We start from the raw sequence: 14,890 nt of genomic DNA, 5'->3' as shown, positions 1-14,890 counted from the left end.
CGTCGGCTCGTCGCGAGCCGGGGTCGGGTGCGGGGCAGGTGCTCAGGCGGCGGGCCGGTGGTCGACGAGGGCGCTGAGCGCGTCCTGCAGGCGCCCGAAGACCTCCGGGTCGCCGAGCACGTCGGTGTCGATGGTCGTCTGCGACACGATGACCTCGTCGAGCACGACGGCACCGGCGATGCCAGCCGACCGACGGGTGTCGTCGTGGGCCCACTTGCCGCCGTAGGGGGTCGGGGTCGCGCCGACGACGGCGAAGGGCTTGCCGGTGATGGCGCCCTGACCGTAGGGACGGGACAGCCAGTCGATGGCGTTGTTGAGCACGGCCGGCATGGTGCCGTTGTACTCCGGCGTCACGGCGAGCACGCGGTCGGCGCCAGCGACGCTCTCGCGCAGCTGGGCAGCGGTGGCAGGCACGTCGTCGCCGTCGATGTCCTCGTTGTAGAACGGGAGGGCGCCGAGGCCGTCGATGATGTCGATCTCGACACCCTCGGGCGCCTGGTCGCGCAGGGACTCGGCGATGCGACGGTTGACGGACTGGGTGCGCAGGCTTCCGACGAGGACGGCGACGCGCGTGCGGGGGGTGGCAGCAGTGGTCATGGGGTTCGAAACGGACCGCAGTCCGTTTCTATTCCCGAGCTGGACAGGTCATCGCGGTCGCCCTGCACCGGCCGCCGTCCGACCTAGGATCACGACCGTGTCCACCGAGCCACCGCTCTTCGACCTGCGCAGCCGCCCCGAGCGGCGTGACGCGGCACGCAACCGCGAGCTCCTCCTCGACGCCGCGCACCGGCTCGTCGACCGCGACGGGGTCGACGCCGTGACGATGGATGCCGTCGCGGCCGAGGCCGGGGTCGGCAAGGGCACCGTCTTCCGTCGTTTCGGCAGCCGCGCCGGCCTCATGTCGGCCCTGCTCGACCACGGGGAGGCACGGTGGCAGGGCCGGGTCATCTCCGGTCCACCGCCCCTCGGACCCGGCGCGCCCGCGCTCGACCGGCTCCTCGCGTTCGGCGAGTCCCGGCTCGAGCGGACTCTCGTCAGCGGCGACCTCATGGTCGCCGCTGCCGGTCGCCACGGCCGGTCGCTGCCCGCGGTCGGCTTCCTCGTGGCCCACGTGCGCCACCTGCTCGCCGAGCTCGACGTGACCGGGGACCTGCCGGTCCTGGCCTTGTCCCTCCTCGCCCCGCTCGACGTGGCCTTCGTGCTGCCACAGCTCGAGGCCGGCGTGACCCGCGAGCGCATCCTGGCGACGTGGACCGACCTCGTGCGTCGCGTCGTCGAGGCCGGCTGAGCCTCACCTCCCGGTCGGTCGCTGGGAGGCCGCGGCGGCGCCGAGGTCGGCCGGCCGCAGGCGGTGCCGCGGCTCCGGGTCGACGACGGCCCGCTCGGTCACCGACAGGTCGGGGCCGACCCGGACGAGGACGCCGGGGTCGAGCAGCCGCCACGCGGGGTCGTCGTCGAGGCGCTCGCTCGCGACGACGACGCACGGTGCGTCGGCCAGGTCGTCGCTGACGACGTGCGTGCCCGCGGCACTCCGGTGGTCGAGGACCTCGACGGGCTGTCGGCGGTCGAGCAGCCACAGGGCGTGCGTGTCGGGGTAGCGGCACGCCCACAGCTCGGTGGGCGTCGTCAGGACGACGTTGACGGCATACACGGGCAGGTTCCGGGCCACCCAGCCGAGGGCACGCTCCATCCCCACAGCCACGTCTCCACCCGCAGCGGCGGTCTCGGTGGTCACGAGCGCGAAGAGTCGCTCGGAGTCGGTGTCGCCGCGAACCGACGACATGGCGGCGCCGAGGTGCTCCTCGAGAAGGGACAGCCCCCGGACCACACCGTTGTGCGCGAAGAGCCGGCCGTCGAGCTCGAAGGGGTGGGTGTTCTCCGGGCGGGCCCCGGTGCCGGACGAGTGGCGGACGTGCGCCACGAAGGTCGCGCTGCGCCGTTCCTTCGCCTCGCTCGCGAAGTCCGCGTCGTCCCAGGCCGCCAGGGCCTGCTTCTCCACGACCGGTCGGCCCGCCTCGTCGAAGGTGCCGAGGCCCGTGCCGTCCGGGTTGCGGTGCGACTGGTGACTCAGGCTGTCCGGGGCGTCGAGGAGCCAGAACGTCGCGGACACCCGCGCGCGACCGGCACTCATCCCGAAGAGACGACACACGGCTACCTGCTCTCCACGGCCTCCTTGGCCTTGGCGATGGCGAAGCCCCAGCCCTGGGCGAGCTTGGGCTTGGGCGGGATCGCGACCTCGTCGGGGTTGGTCACGACGTCGAGCAGCACCGGGCCGTCGGCCGCGAGGGCCCACGTGACGGCGTCGTCGAGCTGATCGGCCTCGGTGACCCGACGGCTCGTCAGGCCCAGGGCTGCGGCGACGGCCGCCAGGTCTGGGTTGTCGAGCTCGGTCCCGAACTCCGGCAGGCCACCCTGCTCCTGCTCGAGCTTGACCATGCCGAGCCGCCCGTTGTCGAAGACCACGACGACGACGGGCAGGCGGTAGGTCACCGCGGTGCGCAGGTCGCCGAGCAGCATCATCAGTCCACCGTCGCCGGCGAAGGCCACGACCGGGCGGGTGCGGTCGAGCGCCTGGGCTCCGAGGGCCATGGGCATCGCGTTGGCCATCGAGCCGAGGTTGTAGGAGCCGACGAGCCGACGCGTGCCACGCATCGTCACGAACCGGGCGAGCCAGGCGGTGGACATGCCGGTGTCGCTCGTGAAGATCGTCGTGTCGGGCGCCAGCCGGTCGACGGCGGCCGCCAACGCCTCCGGCCGGATGCGCTCGTCGGGGTTGTCGAGGACGGCTCGTGCGCGCCCGAGGAGCGTGCGGTCGTGGGTCGGGTCGAGCAGCGAGCGCTGACGCTCGTGCCACGACTCGTAGGCCGTGCGCGCACTCTCGAGGTGCCCGCGGTCCTCGCGTCGGCGCAGGCGGGGCAGGAGCTCGTCCAGCGTCGACGCGGCGTCGCCGACGAGGGCGTGCTGCACGGGGGTGCGCCGGCCGACGTGCTCCCCTCGTGCATCGAGCTGGATCACGGTCTTGCCCGTGGGGTACCAGTCGCGGTAGGGGAAGTCGGTGCCGACGAGGACGAGCACCTCGCAGTCGTCCATCGCCTTGGCGGCGGCGGGGTTGCCGATGAGGCCGGACTGCCCGACCTCGAAGGGGTTGTCGTGTTCCAGTCCCTCCTTCGCCTTGAGCGTCAGCACCATCGGGGCGGCGAGGACGTCGGCCAGCTCGAGCACCTGCGAGCGGGCCTCGCGCGCACCGCACCCGACGAGGAGCGTCACGGGGGCGTCACCGGCGAGGGCGGTGACGGCGGCCTCGACCTGCCGGTGCGGTGCGGGCGCCGGCACCGCGGTCGGTGCGAACGTCGCGGGACGCACGCCCTTGTCGAGCGCGAGGTCACCGACGTCGCCCGGCAGCGTCAGCACGGCGACGCCGCGCATCGACTGGGCTGCGTTGACGGCCTGCTCGAGCAGGTAGGGCAGCTGCCCTGCCGAGGTCAGCGTCTGGGACCACACCGAGACGTCGGCGAAGAGGGCGTTGTTGTCGACCTCCTGGAAGAAGTCGGTCCCGATCTCGGGGCTCGGCACCTGGCCGCAGATGGCGAGGACCGGCGCGTGAGACTTCTTCGCGTCGTAGAGCCCGTTGAGCAGGTGGATCGACCCCGGTCCCACCGTGCCCATGCACACTCCGAGCGTCCCGGTCAGCTGCGCCTGGGCGCTGACGGCAAAGGCCGCCACCTCCTCGTGGCGCACCCCGACCCACTCGATGCGGTCCTCCGTGCGGATGGCGTCGGTCAGCGGGTTGAGGGCGTCGCCGACGACGCCCCAGACCTGCGTCACACCGGCGTCGGCCAACGAGGTGATGATGTGCTCGGCGACCGTGGTCACGACAGCCTCCCGCCGAAGTGGTCGGCGCTCGCTGCGGCCCAGTCGTGGGCCCAGTCCCGCGGGGGCTCGGCCAACAGCTGCCCCGGTGTGAGCCAGTCGTAGAGCTCTGCGTAGGACTGGTTGCGAGTCGCCGACACGTTGAGCCGCAGCTGGTGCGGGGTCAGGCGGGAGGGGTCCGTGACACCCATGGCCGCCATGATCCGCATCGCCTCGTCGACCGTGGCCTGCTGGTAGCGGTGGACGCGCTCACTCTTGTCGCCGACGTCGAGCGCCCGCGCGCGGCGCTGGTTCTGGGTGGCGACGCCGCTGGGGCACTTGTCGGTGTGGCAGCGCTGGGCCTGGATGCAGCCGGCGGCCATCATCATGGCGCGGGCCGAGTTGGTGTAGTCCGCGCCCTGGATGACGCGCTTGACGATGTCGTTGCCGGCCGCGACCTTGCCGCTCGCGCCGATGCGCACGCGGTCACGTAGGCCCACGCCGACGAGCGCGTTGTGCACGGTCATGAGGCCGTGGGTGAGCGGCATCCCGACGTGGTCCTCGAACTCGAGCGGCGCCGCACCCGTGCCACCCTCGGAGCCGTCGACGACGATGAAGTCGGGCGTCGTGCCGACCTCGAGCATCGCCTTGCAGATGGCGAGCACGTCGACCCGGGACCCCACGCAGAGCTTGAAGCCGGCGGGCTTGCCGCCCGCCAGCTCACGCATGCGTCCGATGAACTCGATGAGCTCCACCGGCGTGTGGAAGACACGGTGGCTCGACGGGCTGACGCACTTCTCTCCCTGCGGCACCTGCCGGATGTCGGCGATCTCCTTCGTCACCTTGGCCCCCGGCAGCACCCCGCCGATGCCGGGCTTGGCGCCCTGGCTCAGCTTGAGGGAGACGCACTTGACCGAGTCACGGGATGCCTTGTCGGAGAAGGTCGCCGGGTCGAAGTCACCGTCCTTGGTGCGCGCACCGAAGTAGCCGGTGCCGATCTCCCAGACGATGTCGCCCCCGTGCTCGAGGTGGTAGGGCGACAAGCCGCCCTCGCCGGTGTCGTGGGCGAAGCCGCCGAGGGCAGCCCCCTTGTTGAGCGCGCGGATGGCGTTGGCGGACAGGGCACCGAAGCTCATCGCCGAGACGTTGAGCAGCGCCATGGAGTAGGGCTTCGTGCAGTCGGGACCGCCGACGAGGACGCGGGCGGGATGGTCCGGCGGGTCGGCCGGTGCGGCCGAGTGCACGAGGTACTCGTAGCCGACCTCGTTGACGTCGAGCTCGGTGCCGTAGGGGCGCTCGCCGTGGATGCCCTTGGCCCGCTCGTAGACGACGGACCTGGTGTCGCGGTCGAAGGGGCGGCCGTCCCAGTCCCGCTCGATGAAGTACTGCTGCAGCTCCGGGCGGATGTCCTCGAGGAGGTAGCGCAGGTGCCCGACGACGGGATAGCGCCGCAGGATCGTGTGCTTGCGCTGGAGGAGGTCCCAGGCCGCGAGTCCGGCCGCACCTGCACCGGCCCCGCCGACCACCCACCTGCTTCGACCCACGACTGCCTCCTCGCCCGACGTGCCGCCTGCGCGACCCGTGCTCGTCCGCCCCGGGTGCCCGCGCGGGACGGGCACACCGATGTTCTCGTCCACCCGCGACCTACCCGCGACGGTGGACCGCCTACCTGAGAGGTTCCTGAGCGGGCCGCGCTCGGACGAGTCTGGGTGCGGGCTGGGCGCGGGCTGTGGGGCCGTTCGCAGGCAACGCCCAGCGACCGTCCAGCGGGCAGGTGGATCGTCTGCGCCATGGGCACCCGAACCTTGCGGGCGCCGGCCTCGCACCGTCCCGCGCGACTGCTCACCGGCCTCTACGCGCTCGCCACCCTCGTCGCACTGCTGCTGACCCTGCTGGCCCGACGCCGACCCCACCCCTTCCTCGCCGAGGGCATCTTCGGCCTCCTCAACGTGCCGGTGGCCCCGACCTTCGTGTCGGTGGTCGTCCTCGCCCTGGCCACCCGAGCGCTGCTGGGCCGCAAGCGGATCGGGCTGTGGTTCGTCGCCGTCTTCCAGATCGTCGGCATCTACGTCGGGTTCGTGGCGCTCGTGCCGGCCGCGCGGCTCCCCCGGACCGAGATGTGGGTGAGCCGGGGCGAGCTCGGGCGCGGGCTCGACATCGTGTCGACCCTCGTCGCAGCCCTGGCCCTGTGGTGGCTCTGGCGGATCCGCCACGAGTTCACCGGCCGGCTCCAACGTGGCTCGTGGGGTCTCGCGTTCGCCGCGCTGGCCGTCGGCTCCGTCGTGACGCTCGGCGTGGCCTGGCTGCTCCTCGACGCCGTCGGGGCTCCCCGCTCCCAGGTCGACCCCCTCATCGACACCGTGCTCGCCGTCTTCGGGGGCGTGAGCCGCCACACCCTCGCGCTCGTGCCGCCCTGGGTCATCGACGTCGTCGCGGTCTGCGCCGGCCTGACGATCCTCGCGGCCGTCACCCTCTTCCTCGCCTCGGCCCGCCCCCGCAGTCGCTGGTCGCCGGCCCGCGAGGTGGCCCTGCGCGGCCTCCTGGCCCGCCACGGCTCCGAAGACTCCCTGGGCTACTTCGCCACGCGCCGCGACAAGGCCTCCGTGTTCTCCCCCGACGGTCGGGCCGCCGTGACCTACCGGGTCGTCGCCGGGGTCTCCCTCGCGAGCGCCGACCCGGTCGGGCACCCGGACAGCTGGCAGCCGGCCATCGAGGCCTGGCGGGCCGAGGCTCGCGAGTTCGGCTGGGTCCCGGCCGTGCTCGGCGCGAGCGAGCGTGGTGCCCGGGCGTACGCAGCCACCGGGGGGATGCGGGTGCTGCTTCTCGGGGACGAGGCGATCCTCGACCCCGCGCGCTTCGACCTGCGAAGGGCCTCGCTCTCGCCTGTGCGGCATGCCGTGGCGCGGGCGACTCGAGCCGGACTCGAGGTCCGCGTGCGTCGCCAGAGCGAGCTGCGGGCCGACGAGGTCGCCGAGATCACCGACCGCGCCGAGGCCTGGCGCGGAGGCGAGACCGACCGCGGCTTCTCGATGGCCCTCGGGCGCGGTGGTGACGCCGCTGACGGGGACGTCCTCCACGTGACGGCCCATGCCGCCGATGGGTCGCTCGTCGGGGTGCTCTCCCTCGTGCCGTGGGGCCGCTCAGGCGTCTCGCTCGACGTCATGCGGCGTTCCCCCGACGCCCCCAACGGCGTCACGGAGCTCATGGTCAGCGAGCTGCTCGCCCACGCCCGTCGGCTCGGCCTGGGCCGGGTCTCGCTCAACTTCTGCATGTTCCGCTCCGTGTTCGAGGACGCCGAGCGCCTCGGGTCCCGGTCGCTGACGCGGGTGGGCGCGTCGGTCCTCGGCTTCTTCGACCGCGTCTGGCAGCTCGAGCGCCTCTACCGGGCCAACGAGAAGTACGAGCCGACGTGGCAGCCGCGCTTCCTCTGCTACGACGACGCCGTGTCCCTTCCACAGGTCGCCCTCGCCGCCGGAGCAGCCGAGGGCTTCGTGCGACACCCGTCGATCCGCACGACCCCCACCGAGCTCGACGCCGAGCACCTGGGCCGGGTGGCCGAGATCAGTGCACCGCCCGTCGACGTCGAGGCTCTCGGACCGCGCCGGTCCGACCAGTTCCGCCACCGCGTAGCCGCCCTGGACCGGATGCGCGAGGCCGGGATCGAGGCCTACCCGGTCGGCGCGGCCTCCGTCATGACGACCCCCATCGCGGCCCTCGGGTCCGACGCCTGGGAGGTCCCCTGCCCGCTGTCCGTCGTGGGACGGGTGCGGGAGGTGCGCGACCACGGCGGCGTCGTCTTCGTCACCCTCGTCGAGGGCGAGGCACGGCTCCAGGTGCTCGTCGACGCTGCCCGCCTCGGTCGGACCTGCCTCGAGCGACTCACCTCGTTCGTCGACGTCGGCGACCTCGTTCGCGTCGACGGCACGACCGGCCGCTCCCGCACCGGCACCCCGAGCCTGCTCGCCGACAGCTGGCGCATGGAGGCCAAGTGCCTACACCCCCTCCCCTTCCGCGCCTTCGACGACCCGGCCGCCCGAGCGCGCCGGCGCTCGACCGACCTGCTCGTCCACCCACGCGACGTCGAGCTGCTGCGGCGCCGCTCGGCCGTCGTCGGATCGATCCGGAGGACGCTCGGCGACGCCGGCTTCCTGGAGGTGGAGACCCCGATGCTGCACACGACTCACGGCGGCGCGAGCGCGCGCCCGTTCCGGACGTTCATCAACGCGTACGGCGTCGACCTGTCGCTGCGGATCGCACCCGAGCTGCACCTCAAACGGCTCCTCGTCGCCGGGCTCGGTCCCGTCTTCGAGCTCGGTCGCAACTTCCGCAACGAGGGGGCGGACGCCACGCACAACCCGGAGTTCACCTCGCTCGAGGTCTACCAGCCGCACGCCGACTACACGACGATGCGCCACCTCACCGAGCGACTCGTCCGTGAAGCCGCACGCACCGTCCACGGCCGGGAGGTCATCCCGCTCCCCGTCCCCGGTCCCGGCCGGTCGGGGTTCGACGACGACGGCACGCAGGGCGTCGACCTCGTCGACCTCGTCGACATCAGCGGCGAGTGGCCGGTCGTGAAGGTCCTCGACGCGGTCTCCGACGCGGTGGGACGGCGGGTCACCATCGACACCGACATCGACGTGCTGCTCGACCTCGCCGAGGTCCACGGCATCGCGGTGCGGCCCGAGATGGGCGCCGGGGCCGTCATCGAGGAGCTCTACGCCGAGCTCGTGGAGCCGGTCACGGTGCTGCCCACCTTCTACACCGACTTCCCCGTCGAGACCTCGCCCCTGACGCGGCCGCACCGGACGGAGCCCGGGCTCGTCGAGCGCTGGGACCTCGTCGTGGCGGGGATGGAGGTCGGCACGGCCTACAGCGAGCTGACCGACCCCGTCGACCAGCGGGCGCGGCTCACCGAGCAGTCGCTCAAGGCGGCCGCAGGAGACCCGGAGGCGATGGAGGTCGACGAGGACTTCCTCCACGCCCTCGAGCTGGGGATGCCACCCAGCGGAGGCCTCGGGATCGGTGTCGACCGGCTCGTCATGCTCCTGACCCACAGCCCGATCCGGTCCGTGCTGACCTTTCCGTTCGTGCGTCCGATGAGCACGCGCCGGGCCGACCGCGAGACGAGCCCCGCATGGAGCTGACCGATCCCGGCCCCATCGTCCTGCTCTCCGGGCTCGCGCTCGTCGTCTTCGGGCTCGTCGTGGCCGGCCTGCCCCGGTGGGGATCCGGCATCGCGCGCGCCGCCGTCCGCGGCGTGCAGGTCGTGCTGCTCAACGTCCTCGTCCTCGCGCTCGCAGGCGCCGCGCTCAACGACCAGTACCTCTTCTACTCCAGCTGGGGCGACCTCTTCGGCTCCCGCTCGACGTCGGTCCAGGTGCACCACGGCGGGACGAGCCCCGAGGTCGTCACGGCCGCCGTGGCCGGCCCGGGCCTCCGCGGCGTCACGACGCCGACCGTGCTGCCGCCCCTGCCCCAGCCGGGCTCACGGCTGCAGACCTACACGGTCGTCGACACGCGCTCGAACGCCGAGGGCCAGGTCTACGTCCACCTGCCCGTCGGCTACGACCCGAGGTCCTCGCGCACCTATCCGGTCATCCTCGGCCTGCACGGCTTCCCGAGCGGGCCGAAGGGCTTCCTCAGGCTCGACTTCCTCAGCTCCGTCGACGCCCTCACCGCCGAGCACCGACTCGCCCCCTCGATCGTCGTCGTCCCGCGCATCGACACCCCGGCGAGCCTCGACACCGAGTGCGTCAACGGCGGGGTCGGACAGCCGCAGACGGATACGTGGCTCGCCCACGACATCCCAGGGTGGACCGCCCACCACTTCCGGGTCACGCTGGCGCGGACGTCATGGGCCACGCTCGGCTACTCCTACGGCGCCTGGTGCGCTGCGTCGCTGTCGATGCGCCACCCCGACGTCTTCGGCGCCGCCGTCGTGCTCCTCGGCTACTTCCGTCCGGACTTCAGCGCGGCCTACGACCCCCTGACGACGGCGACCCAGCGGGGCTACGACCTCGTGACCATGGCGCACACCGCGCCGCCGCCCGTGGCGATGTGGGTGCTCACCTCTCGCGAGGACCCGTTGTCCTACCCCACGACCTCGAAGTTCCTCAGCGTCGCCCGGAGCCCGCTCGACGTGACGGGCACCGTCCTCGCACACGGTGGCCACCGCGACTCGGTGTTCACCCCCTACGTCCCGGCCGCCCTCGCGTGGCTCGCCCAGACCCTGCCGGGCTTCCGTGGCTGAGCCCAGAGGACGTATGCCGTCGGGGGACGCTGACGGACGCCCGGGCCGCCGCCGGCACCGGGGGCGTGGGGTGCGCGCGCGACCTCGCCACCTCGTCGCGGCGCTGCTCGGCCTGGCCGTCCTCGCCGCCCTCGGCCTGAGCGGTGTCGTGCCCGGCCTCGGACCGTCGACCCTCCTGGGTGATCCCGGCGCGGCACCGAGGACGTCGGCCACCACAGTGGGCCCGGCTACGCCGTCGGCCTCCGGGACGACGCCGTCCGGACCGCTGACGCTCGTGGGTCTCGGGGACTCCGTGCCGTCGGCCGAGACGTGCGGCTGCACGGGCTACGTCGAGCAGGTCGGTCAGCGGCTCGGGGCGCTGACGCACCGGAGCTGGGTGGTGCACAACGACGCGAACGGCGGCTGGACCACGTCGGACGTCGAGGACGACCTCGGCTCCTCCTCCACCCGTGGCCACCTCGCGAACGCCGACCTCGTCCTCGTCGAGGTGGGAGCCAACGACTTCGACCTCGACCGGGTCGACGACCAGGGCTGCTTCCCGGCCGCCGGGTCGGACTGCTGGTCCGCCACGATCGCCGGCCTGCGCGACGGCCTGACCCGGATCATCGCGGCGATCCACCGCGTCGACCACCGTCCCGACCTGCGGATCGCCCTGCTCGGCTACTGGAACGTCACGGTCGACGGCTCGGTCGGCCGGGCTCTCGGCGAGGACTTCGTCCTCGGCAGCGACGAGCTCACCCGCCTGGTCAACGACACGGTCCACCAGGTGGCCGCGACGACGGGCGCGGTCTACGTGGACGCGTACAGCCCGCTCAAGGGCACCTCGGGCACCCGGGATCCGACGGGTGACCTCCTCGACGACGGTGACCACCCGAACGCGAGCGGCCACACCCTGCTCTCGACCGCCGTCGTGGGCGAGCTCGCCACTCCAACAGCGGTCGCCGCCTGGCACGGGGCCTCCTGATCACGACCGGCCGGTGATCGCTAACGGTCAGGTCGCGTCCGAGGGCGGGTAGCCCTCGGTGCCGAGCAGTCGTGCGAGGTGGGCAGCGTTGGCCGCCAGCGTACGCGTCGTGCGCGCGACCGTTTCGGGGGTGGAGTCGAGGTCCTTGTAGTCGGTGCCGCTCATGGCCTCGCCGTTCCAGTACGTCACCCCACCGGCCGGGATGGTGAACCCGACGTCGTTGAGCGACTGGAACGCGACCGCGCTGATGTGGTGGGCGCCGTCCTCGTTGCCGACGACGACCACCACGGCGACCTTGCCGTAGGTGAGCAACCGGCCCTGCTCGTCCTTCTCGGACAGTTCGGCGTCGAGGCGCTCGAGCACCCGCTGACACACGCTGCTGTGCTGCCCCAGCCAGGTCGGCGTCGCGAGGACGAGGATGTCGCTCGCGATCAGCTGCTCACGGATGTCCGGCCACGCGTCGCCGTCGGCCATGTCGAGCTCCACCCCGGGACGGACGTCGTGGTCCACGACCCGGATCATGGAGCCGCGGACGTCGTGCTCGGCGAGGGCGTCGAGGACCTGTTGCGCGAGCAGCTCCGTGCTCGACTCGGTCGGCGACGGACTGAGCGTGCAGTTGAGCGCGAGAGCGGTCAGGGGCACGGGAACCTCCGGGGTGTCGACGAACGCGTCGGGCGATCGGGTCGAACGAACAGGGTCTTCCGCCCGTACCCATTCGCTCGGATCCCAGCAACAGCAGACACCCCGGGGCCGCTGGGCGTTGACGGCGCCTCTGTCGGTGCGGTTGCGTGGGGACGCATGACCGTCATCGGATTCCACTGCTCGCACGAGCAGATCGACCCCGCCCAGCTCCTCCGGGACGTTCGCGCGGCGCAGGACGCCGGCTTCACGGCGGCCATGTCGTCCGACCACATCTCGCCGTGGAGCAGCCGCCAGGGCGAGTCCGGGTACGCGTGGAGCTGGCTCGGCGCGGCCCTCGCCACGACGTCTCTGCCCTTCGGCGTCGTCACGGCTCCGGGGCAGCGCTACCACCCCGCCGTCACCGCGCAGGCCATCGCGACGCTCGGGCAGATGTTCCCCGGACGCTTCTGGGCCGCGCTCGGGTCGGGCGAGGCCTCGAACGAACGGGTGACCGGTGCCGCGTGGCCGCGCAAGGAGGTCCGGGACGCCCGCCTGGTCGAGTGCGTCGACGTGATCCGACGCCTCCTCGCCGGAGAGGAGGTCAGCCACGACGGGCTCGTCTCGGTCAACCGGGCGCGACTCTGGACGCTGGCGGATCCCGTTCCCGACCTCGTCGGACCAGCGGTGACCGCAGAGACGGCCGCGCGTCACGCCGGCTGGGCCGACGGCCTCATCACGGTGAACCAACCACCCGAGACGCTGCGCAGGGTCCTGGCGGCCTATCGCGACGCCGGTGGACGCGGTCCCGCCCGGCTGCAGGTGCACGTGAGCTGGGCACCCACCGAGGACGAGGCACTGCACGTCGCCCACGACCAGTGGCGCAGCAACGTGATCGGGCCGCCCGTCGCGTGGGACACCGAGACCGTCGAGGCCTTCGACCTCATCGGAGAGACGGTCTCGCCGGACCAGCTTCGGGGTCCCGTGCTCGTCTCGGCCGACCTCGACCGCCACGCGCAGTGGCTGCAGGACTATGCCGACCTGGGCTGGGACGAGTTCTACGTGCACTTCGTCGGCCAGCACCAGGCACCCTTCATCGACGCGTTCGGCACCGCCGTGCTCCCCCAGCTGTCGGTGTCCAGCCCTGCGGCGCAAGGCGCCTCACCTCAGGGCGCACCGGAGGTGGCACGATGAGGATGAGCGACACGGGTGACGTGTGGTGGAAGAACGCCGTCCTCTACTGCGCCGACATCGAGACGTTCCAGGACTCCGACGGTGACGGCGTGGGTGACCTGCGCGGGATGACCGACCGCATCGAGTACCTCGCCGACCTCGGGGTGACCTGTCTCTGGCTGATGCCCTTCTACCCGACGGCCCGCAAGGACGACGGCTACGACATCACCGACTTCTTCGGCGTCGACCCACACCTCGGCACACTGGGCGACTTCGTCGAGCTCGTGCGCACCGCCCGCGCCCACGGCATCCGGATCATCGTCGACTTCGTCATGAACCACACCTCCGACCAGCACCCCTGGTTCAAGTCCGCCCGCCGCAGCCGCGAGGACCCGTACCGCGACTACTACGTGTGGAGCCGGACGAAGCCGCGGTCGAGCGCGAAGGACGTCGTCTTCCCGGACGAGGAGGACAGCATCTGGGAGCGGGACGACAAGACCGGCGACTACTACCTCCACCACTTCTACAAGCACCAGCCTGACCTCAACGTCGCGAATCCGGCTGTCCAGGAGGAGATCTCGAGGACCCTCGGCTTCTGGCTCGAGCTCGGCGTGTCCGGGTTCCGGGTGGATGCTGTTCCGTTCCTCTTCGCCCGCGACGGGGTGCCCGGCGTCGACGACGACGACGCCTTCAACCCCGACCGCTACCTCGGTGACGTCCGGTCGTTCGTGACCCGCCGGGTGGGCGACGCCGTGCTTCTCGGCGAGGTCAACCTGCCCTACCCCGAGCAACGCCGGTTCTTCGGCGGCGACGACGGGGACGGGCTCAACATGCAGTTCGACTTCATCGGGATGCAGCGCTTCTACCTCTCCCTGGCTCGCGGTGACGCCGGCCCGCTCGCCGCTGCCCTGCGTGAGAGGCCCCCGCTCGACGTCACGAGCCAGTGGGCCAGCTTCGTGCGCAACCACGACGAGCTGACGCTCGACAAGCTCACCCAGAAGGAGCGGCGCGAGGTCTTCGACGCCTTCGGTCCCGACCCTGACATGCAGCTCTACGGACGCGGTCTGCGACGCCGCCTCCCGCCCATGGTCAGCGGTGACGAGCGAAGGGTGCGGCTCGCGTACTCCCTGATGTTCTCCCTGCCCGGCACCCCGGTGCTCTTCTACGGCGAGGAGATCGGCATGGGTGAGAACCTCGACGTGCCGGGCCGGCTCGCGGTGCGCACCCCCATGCAGTGGACGTCCGCACCGAGCGGCGGCTTCTCGACCGCCTCCCCACGCCGGCTCACCCGACCCATGCCCGACGGGGTCTGGGGACCGGAGCACGTCAACGTCGCCGACCAGCGGCGGGACCCCGGCTCGCTGTGGTGGTTCGTGCGGAGTCTGGCGCGTCGCTACCGCCAGCTGCCCGCGAGCGGGTGGGCGACCGTCGAGGTGCTCGACCACTCGGTGCCGTCTGTCCTCGCCCACGTCAGCCGCTGCGAGGACTGGGCCATGCTCGCCGTGCACAACCTCGGCGAGGAGGGGGCCGTCGTGCCACTCACCGTGGCCGACCTGCCCGCGGGCGCCCGGCTCGTCGACGTTCTCGGGGACCGGCCCGACCTCGACGTCACGGCTTCCGGGCGGTTCGACATCGACCTGGAGCCGTACGGCTACCGGTGGCTCCTCGTCGTGCGCGACGGAGACGACCCGCTCCTTTGAGGGCGGCGTCGCGCACGCCTGTCAGTGGTGACGCAACGCGGAGATCAGCTGGGACTTGTTCATGCTCGACCGGCCTCGGATGCCCACCTCTCGGGCGCGCTTCATCAGCTGGTCCTTCGTCATGTCCTCGTAGTCGCCGGCCCGGCCACCCTTGCGGCTGACGGCGGAGCGAGAGCTCGCGGCCGCTGCGTTCGAGATGCGTGCAGCCTTCTCCTTGCTCGCCCCGTCGTCGCGCAGCGACTCGTAGAGGTGCTGGTCCTTCACAGAGGGTCCGGGTGTCCTGCGTGGCATGGTGCCTCCTTGTCCGAGGTCCTCACCTGGGGCCTACCCGCC

General features: G+C 72.1%; 12 protein-coding genes. 6 read left to right on the top strand and 6 right to left on the bottom strand.

Features of this window, described 5'->3' with window-relative positions; genetic code table 11:
* Positions 1–42: 42 nt before the first annotated feature.
* Entirely contained in the window at positions 43–597 is a 555-nt protein-coding gene (locus NR112_RS12565) for an NADPH-dependent FMN reductase (protein ID WP_256794668.1), read from the bottom strand.
* Positions 598–694: 97 nt separating this feature from the next.
* Between NR112_RS12565 and NR112_RS12560 the strand changes: the two genes are divergently transcribed.
* Complete coding sequence (locus NR112_RS12560) at positions 695–1,288, top strand: TetR/AcrR family transcriptional regulator (protein ID WP_256794667.1); 594 nt, start codon at positions 695–697, stop codon at positions 1,286–1,288.
* 3 nt (positions 1,289–1,291) lie between these two features.
* On the opposite strand, the gene NR112_RS12555 is transcribed toward NR112_RS12560, so the two are convergent.
* Genes NR112_RS12555 through NR112_RS12545 form a run of 3 tightly spaced genes read right to left on the bottom strand, consistent with a single transcriptional unit; the run spans position 1,292 to position 5,393 of the window.
* Complete coding sequence (locus NR112_RS12555) at positions 1,292–2,149, bottom strand: class II glutamine amidotransferase (protein WP_256794666.1); 858 nt, start codon at positions 2,147–2,149, stop codon at positions 1,292–1,294.
* 2 nt (positions 2,150–2,151) lie between these two features.
* Positions 2,152–3,873 (bottom strand): thiamine pyrophosphate-dependent enzyme, encoded by a 1,722-nt coding sequence (locus tag NR112_RS12550; protein WP_256794665.1) that lies wholly within the window; start codon positions 3,871–3,873, stop codon positions 2,152–2,154.
* A complete protein-coding gene (locus NR112_RS12545; protein ID WP_256794664.1) occupies positions 3,870–5,393 on the bottom strand; it encodes an FMN-binding glutamate synthase family protein in 1,524 nt (507 codons plus the stop codon). Before NR112_RS12545 ends, NR112_RS12550 begins: the two co-directional genes overlap by 4 nt.
* 246 nt (positions 5,394–5,639) lie before the next feature.
* On the opposite strand from NR112_RS12545, the gene lysX reads away from it, so the two are divergent.
* The 3 genes from lysX to NR112_RS12530 all read left to right on the top strand — a co-directional run bounded on the left by lysX (position 5,640) and on the right by NR112_RS12530 (position 11,066).
* Positions 5,640–8,996 carry a bifunctional lysylphosphatidylglycerol synthetase/lysine--tRNA ligase LysX gene (gene lysX, locus NR112_RS12540; RefSeq protein WP_256794663.1) on the top strand — a complete coding sequence of 1,119 codons (3,357 nt, stop codon included), beginning with the start codon at positions 5,640–5,642 and terminating at the stop codon, positions 8,994–8,996.
* Positions 8,987–10,102 carry an esterase family protein gene (locus NR112_RS12535; protein ID WP_256794662.1) on the top strand — a complete coding sequence of 372 codons (1,116 nt, stop codon included), beginning with the start codon at positions 8,987–8,989 and terminating at the stop codon, positions 10,100–10,102. Before lysX ends, NR112_RS12535 begins: the two co-directional genes overlap by 10 nt.
* Before the next feature lie 70 nt (positions 10,103–10,172).
* Positions 10,173–11,066 carry an SGNH/GDSL hydrolase family protein gene (locus tag NR112_RS12530; RefSeq protein WP_256794661.1) on the top strand — a complete coding sequence of 298 codons (894 nt, stop codon included), beginning with the start codon at positions 10,173–10,175 and terminating at the stop codon, positions 11,064–11,066.
* A 27-nt stretch (positions 11,067–11,093) separates the two neighbouring features.
* Here NR112_RS12530 and NR112_RS12525 read toward each other — a convergent pair whose 3' ends face one another.
* Positions 11,094–11,702: a flavodoxin family protein gene (locus NR112_RS12525; RefSeq protein WP_256794782.1), complete on the bottom strand. Its 609-nt coding sequence runs from the start codon at positions 11,700–11,702 to the stop codon at positions 11,094–11,096.
* Positions 11,703–11,864: 162 nt separating this feature from the next.
* Between NR112_RS12525 and NR112_RS12520 the strand changes: the two genes are divergently transcribed.
* Complete coding sequence (locus NR112_RS12520; protein ID WP_256794660.1) at positions 11,865–12,878, top strand: TIGR03885 family FMN-dependent LLM class oxidoreductase; 1,014 nt, start codon at positions 11,865–11,867, stop codon at positions 12,876–12,878.
* Positions 12,875–14,557 (top strand): alpha-amylase family protein, encoded by a 1,683-nt coding sequence (locus NR112_RS12515; RefSeq protein ID WP_256794659.1) that lies wholly within the window; start codon positions 12,875–12,877, stop codon positions 14,555–14,557. The genes NR112_RS12520 and NR112_RS12515 overlap by 4 nt, the downstream gene beginning before the upstream one ends.
* Positions 14,558–14,578: 21 nt before the next feature.
* On the opposite strand, the gene NR112_RS12510 is transcribed toward NR112_RS12515, so the two are convergent.
* Positions 14,579–14,848: a Rho termination factor N-terminal domain-containing protein gene (locus NR112_RS12510; RefSeq protein ID WP_256794658.1), complete on the bottom strand. Its 270-nt coding sequence runs from the start codon at positions 14,846–14,848 to the stop codon at positions 14,579–14,581.
* Positions 14,849–14,890: the final 42 nt, after the last annotated feature.

This window comes from Terrabacter sp. Ter38, assembly GCF_024519435.1.
Lineage (GTDB): Bacteria > Actinomycetota > Actinomycetes > Actinomycetales > Dermatophilaceae > Terrabacter.
The sequence above is the reverse complement of the archived record's forward strand: the minus strand, read 5'-3'. Positions and strand labels throughout refer to the sequence as shown.

Bases quoted from the DNA above. Each gene is read 5' to 3' on its own strand.
- NR112_RS12565 (WP_256794668.1), bottom strand. From the start codon at position 597: ATGACCACTGCTGCCACCCCCCGCACGCGCGTCGCCGTCCTCGTCGGA.
- lysX (WP_256794663.1), top strand. From the start codon at position 5,640: ATGGGCACCCGAACCTTGCGGGCGCCGGCCTCGCACCGTCCCGCGCGA.
- NR112_RS12535 (WP_256794662.1), top strand. From the start codon at position 8,987: ATGGAGCTGACCGATCCCGGCCCCATCGTCCTGCTCTCCGGGCTCGCG.
- NR112_RS12520 (WP_256794660.1), top strand. From the start codon at position 11,865: ATGACCGTCATCGGATTCCACTGCTCGCACGAGCAGATCGACCCCGCC.
- NR112_RS12515 (WP_256794659.1), top strand. From the start codon at position 12,875: ATGAGGATGAGCGACACGGGTGACGTGTGGTGGAAGAACGCCGTCCTC.
- NR112_RS12510 (WP_256794658.1), bottom strand. From the start codon at position 14,848: ATGCCACGCAGGACACCCGGACCCTCTGTGAAGGACCAGCACCTCTAC.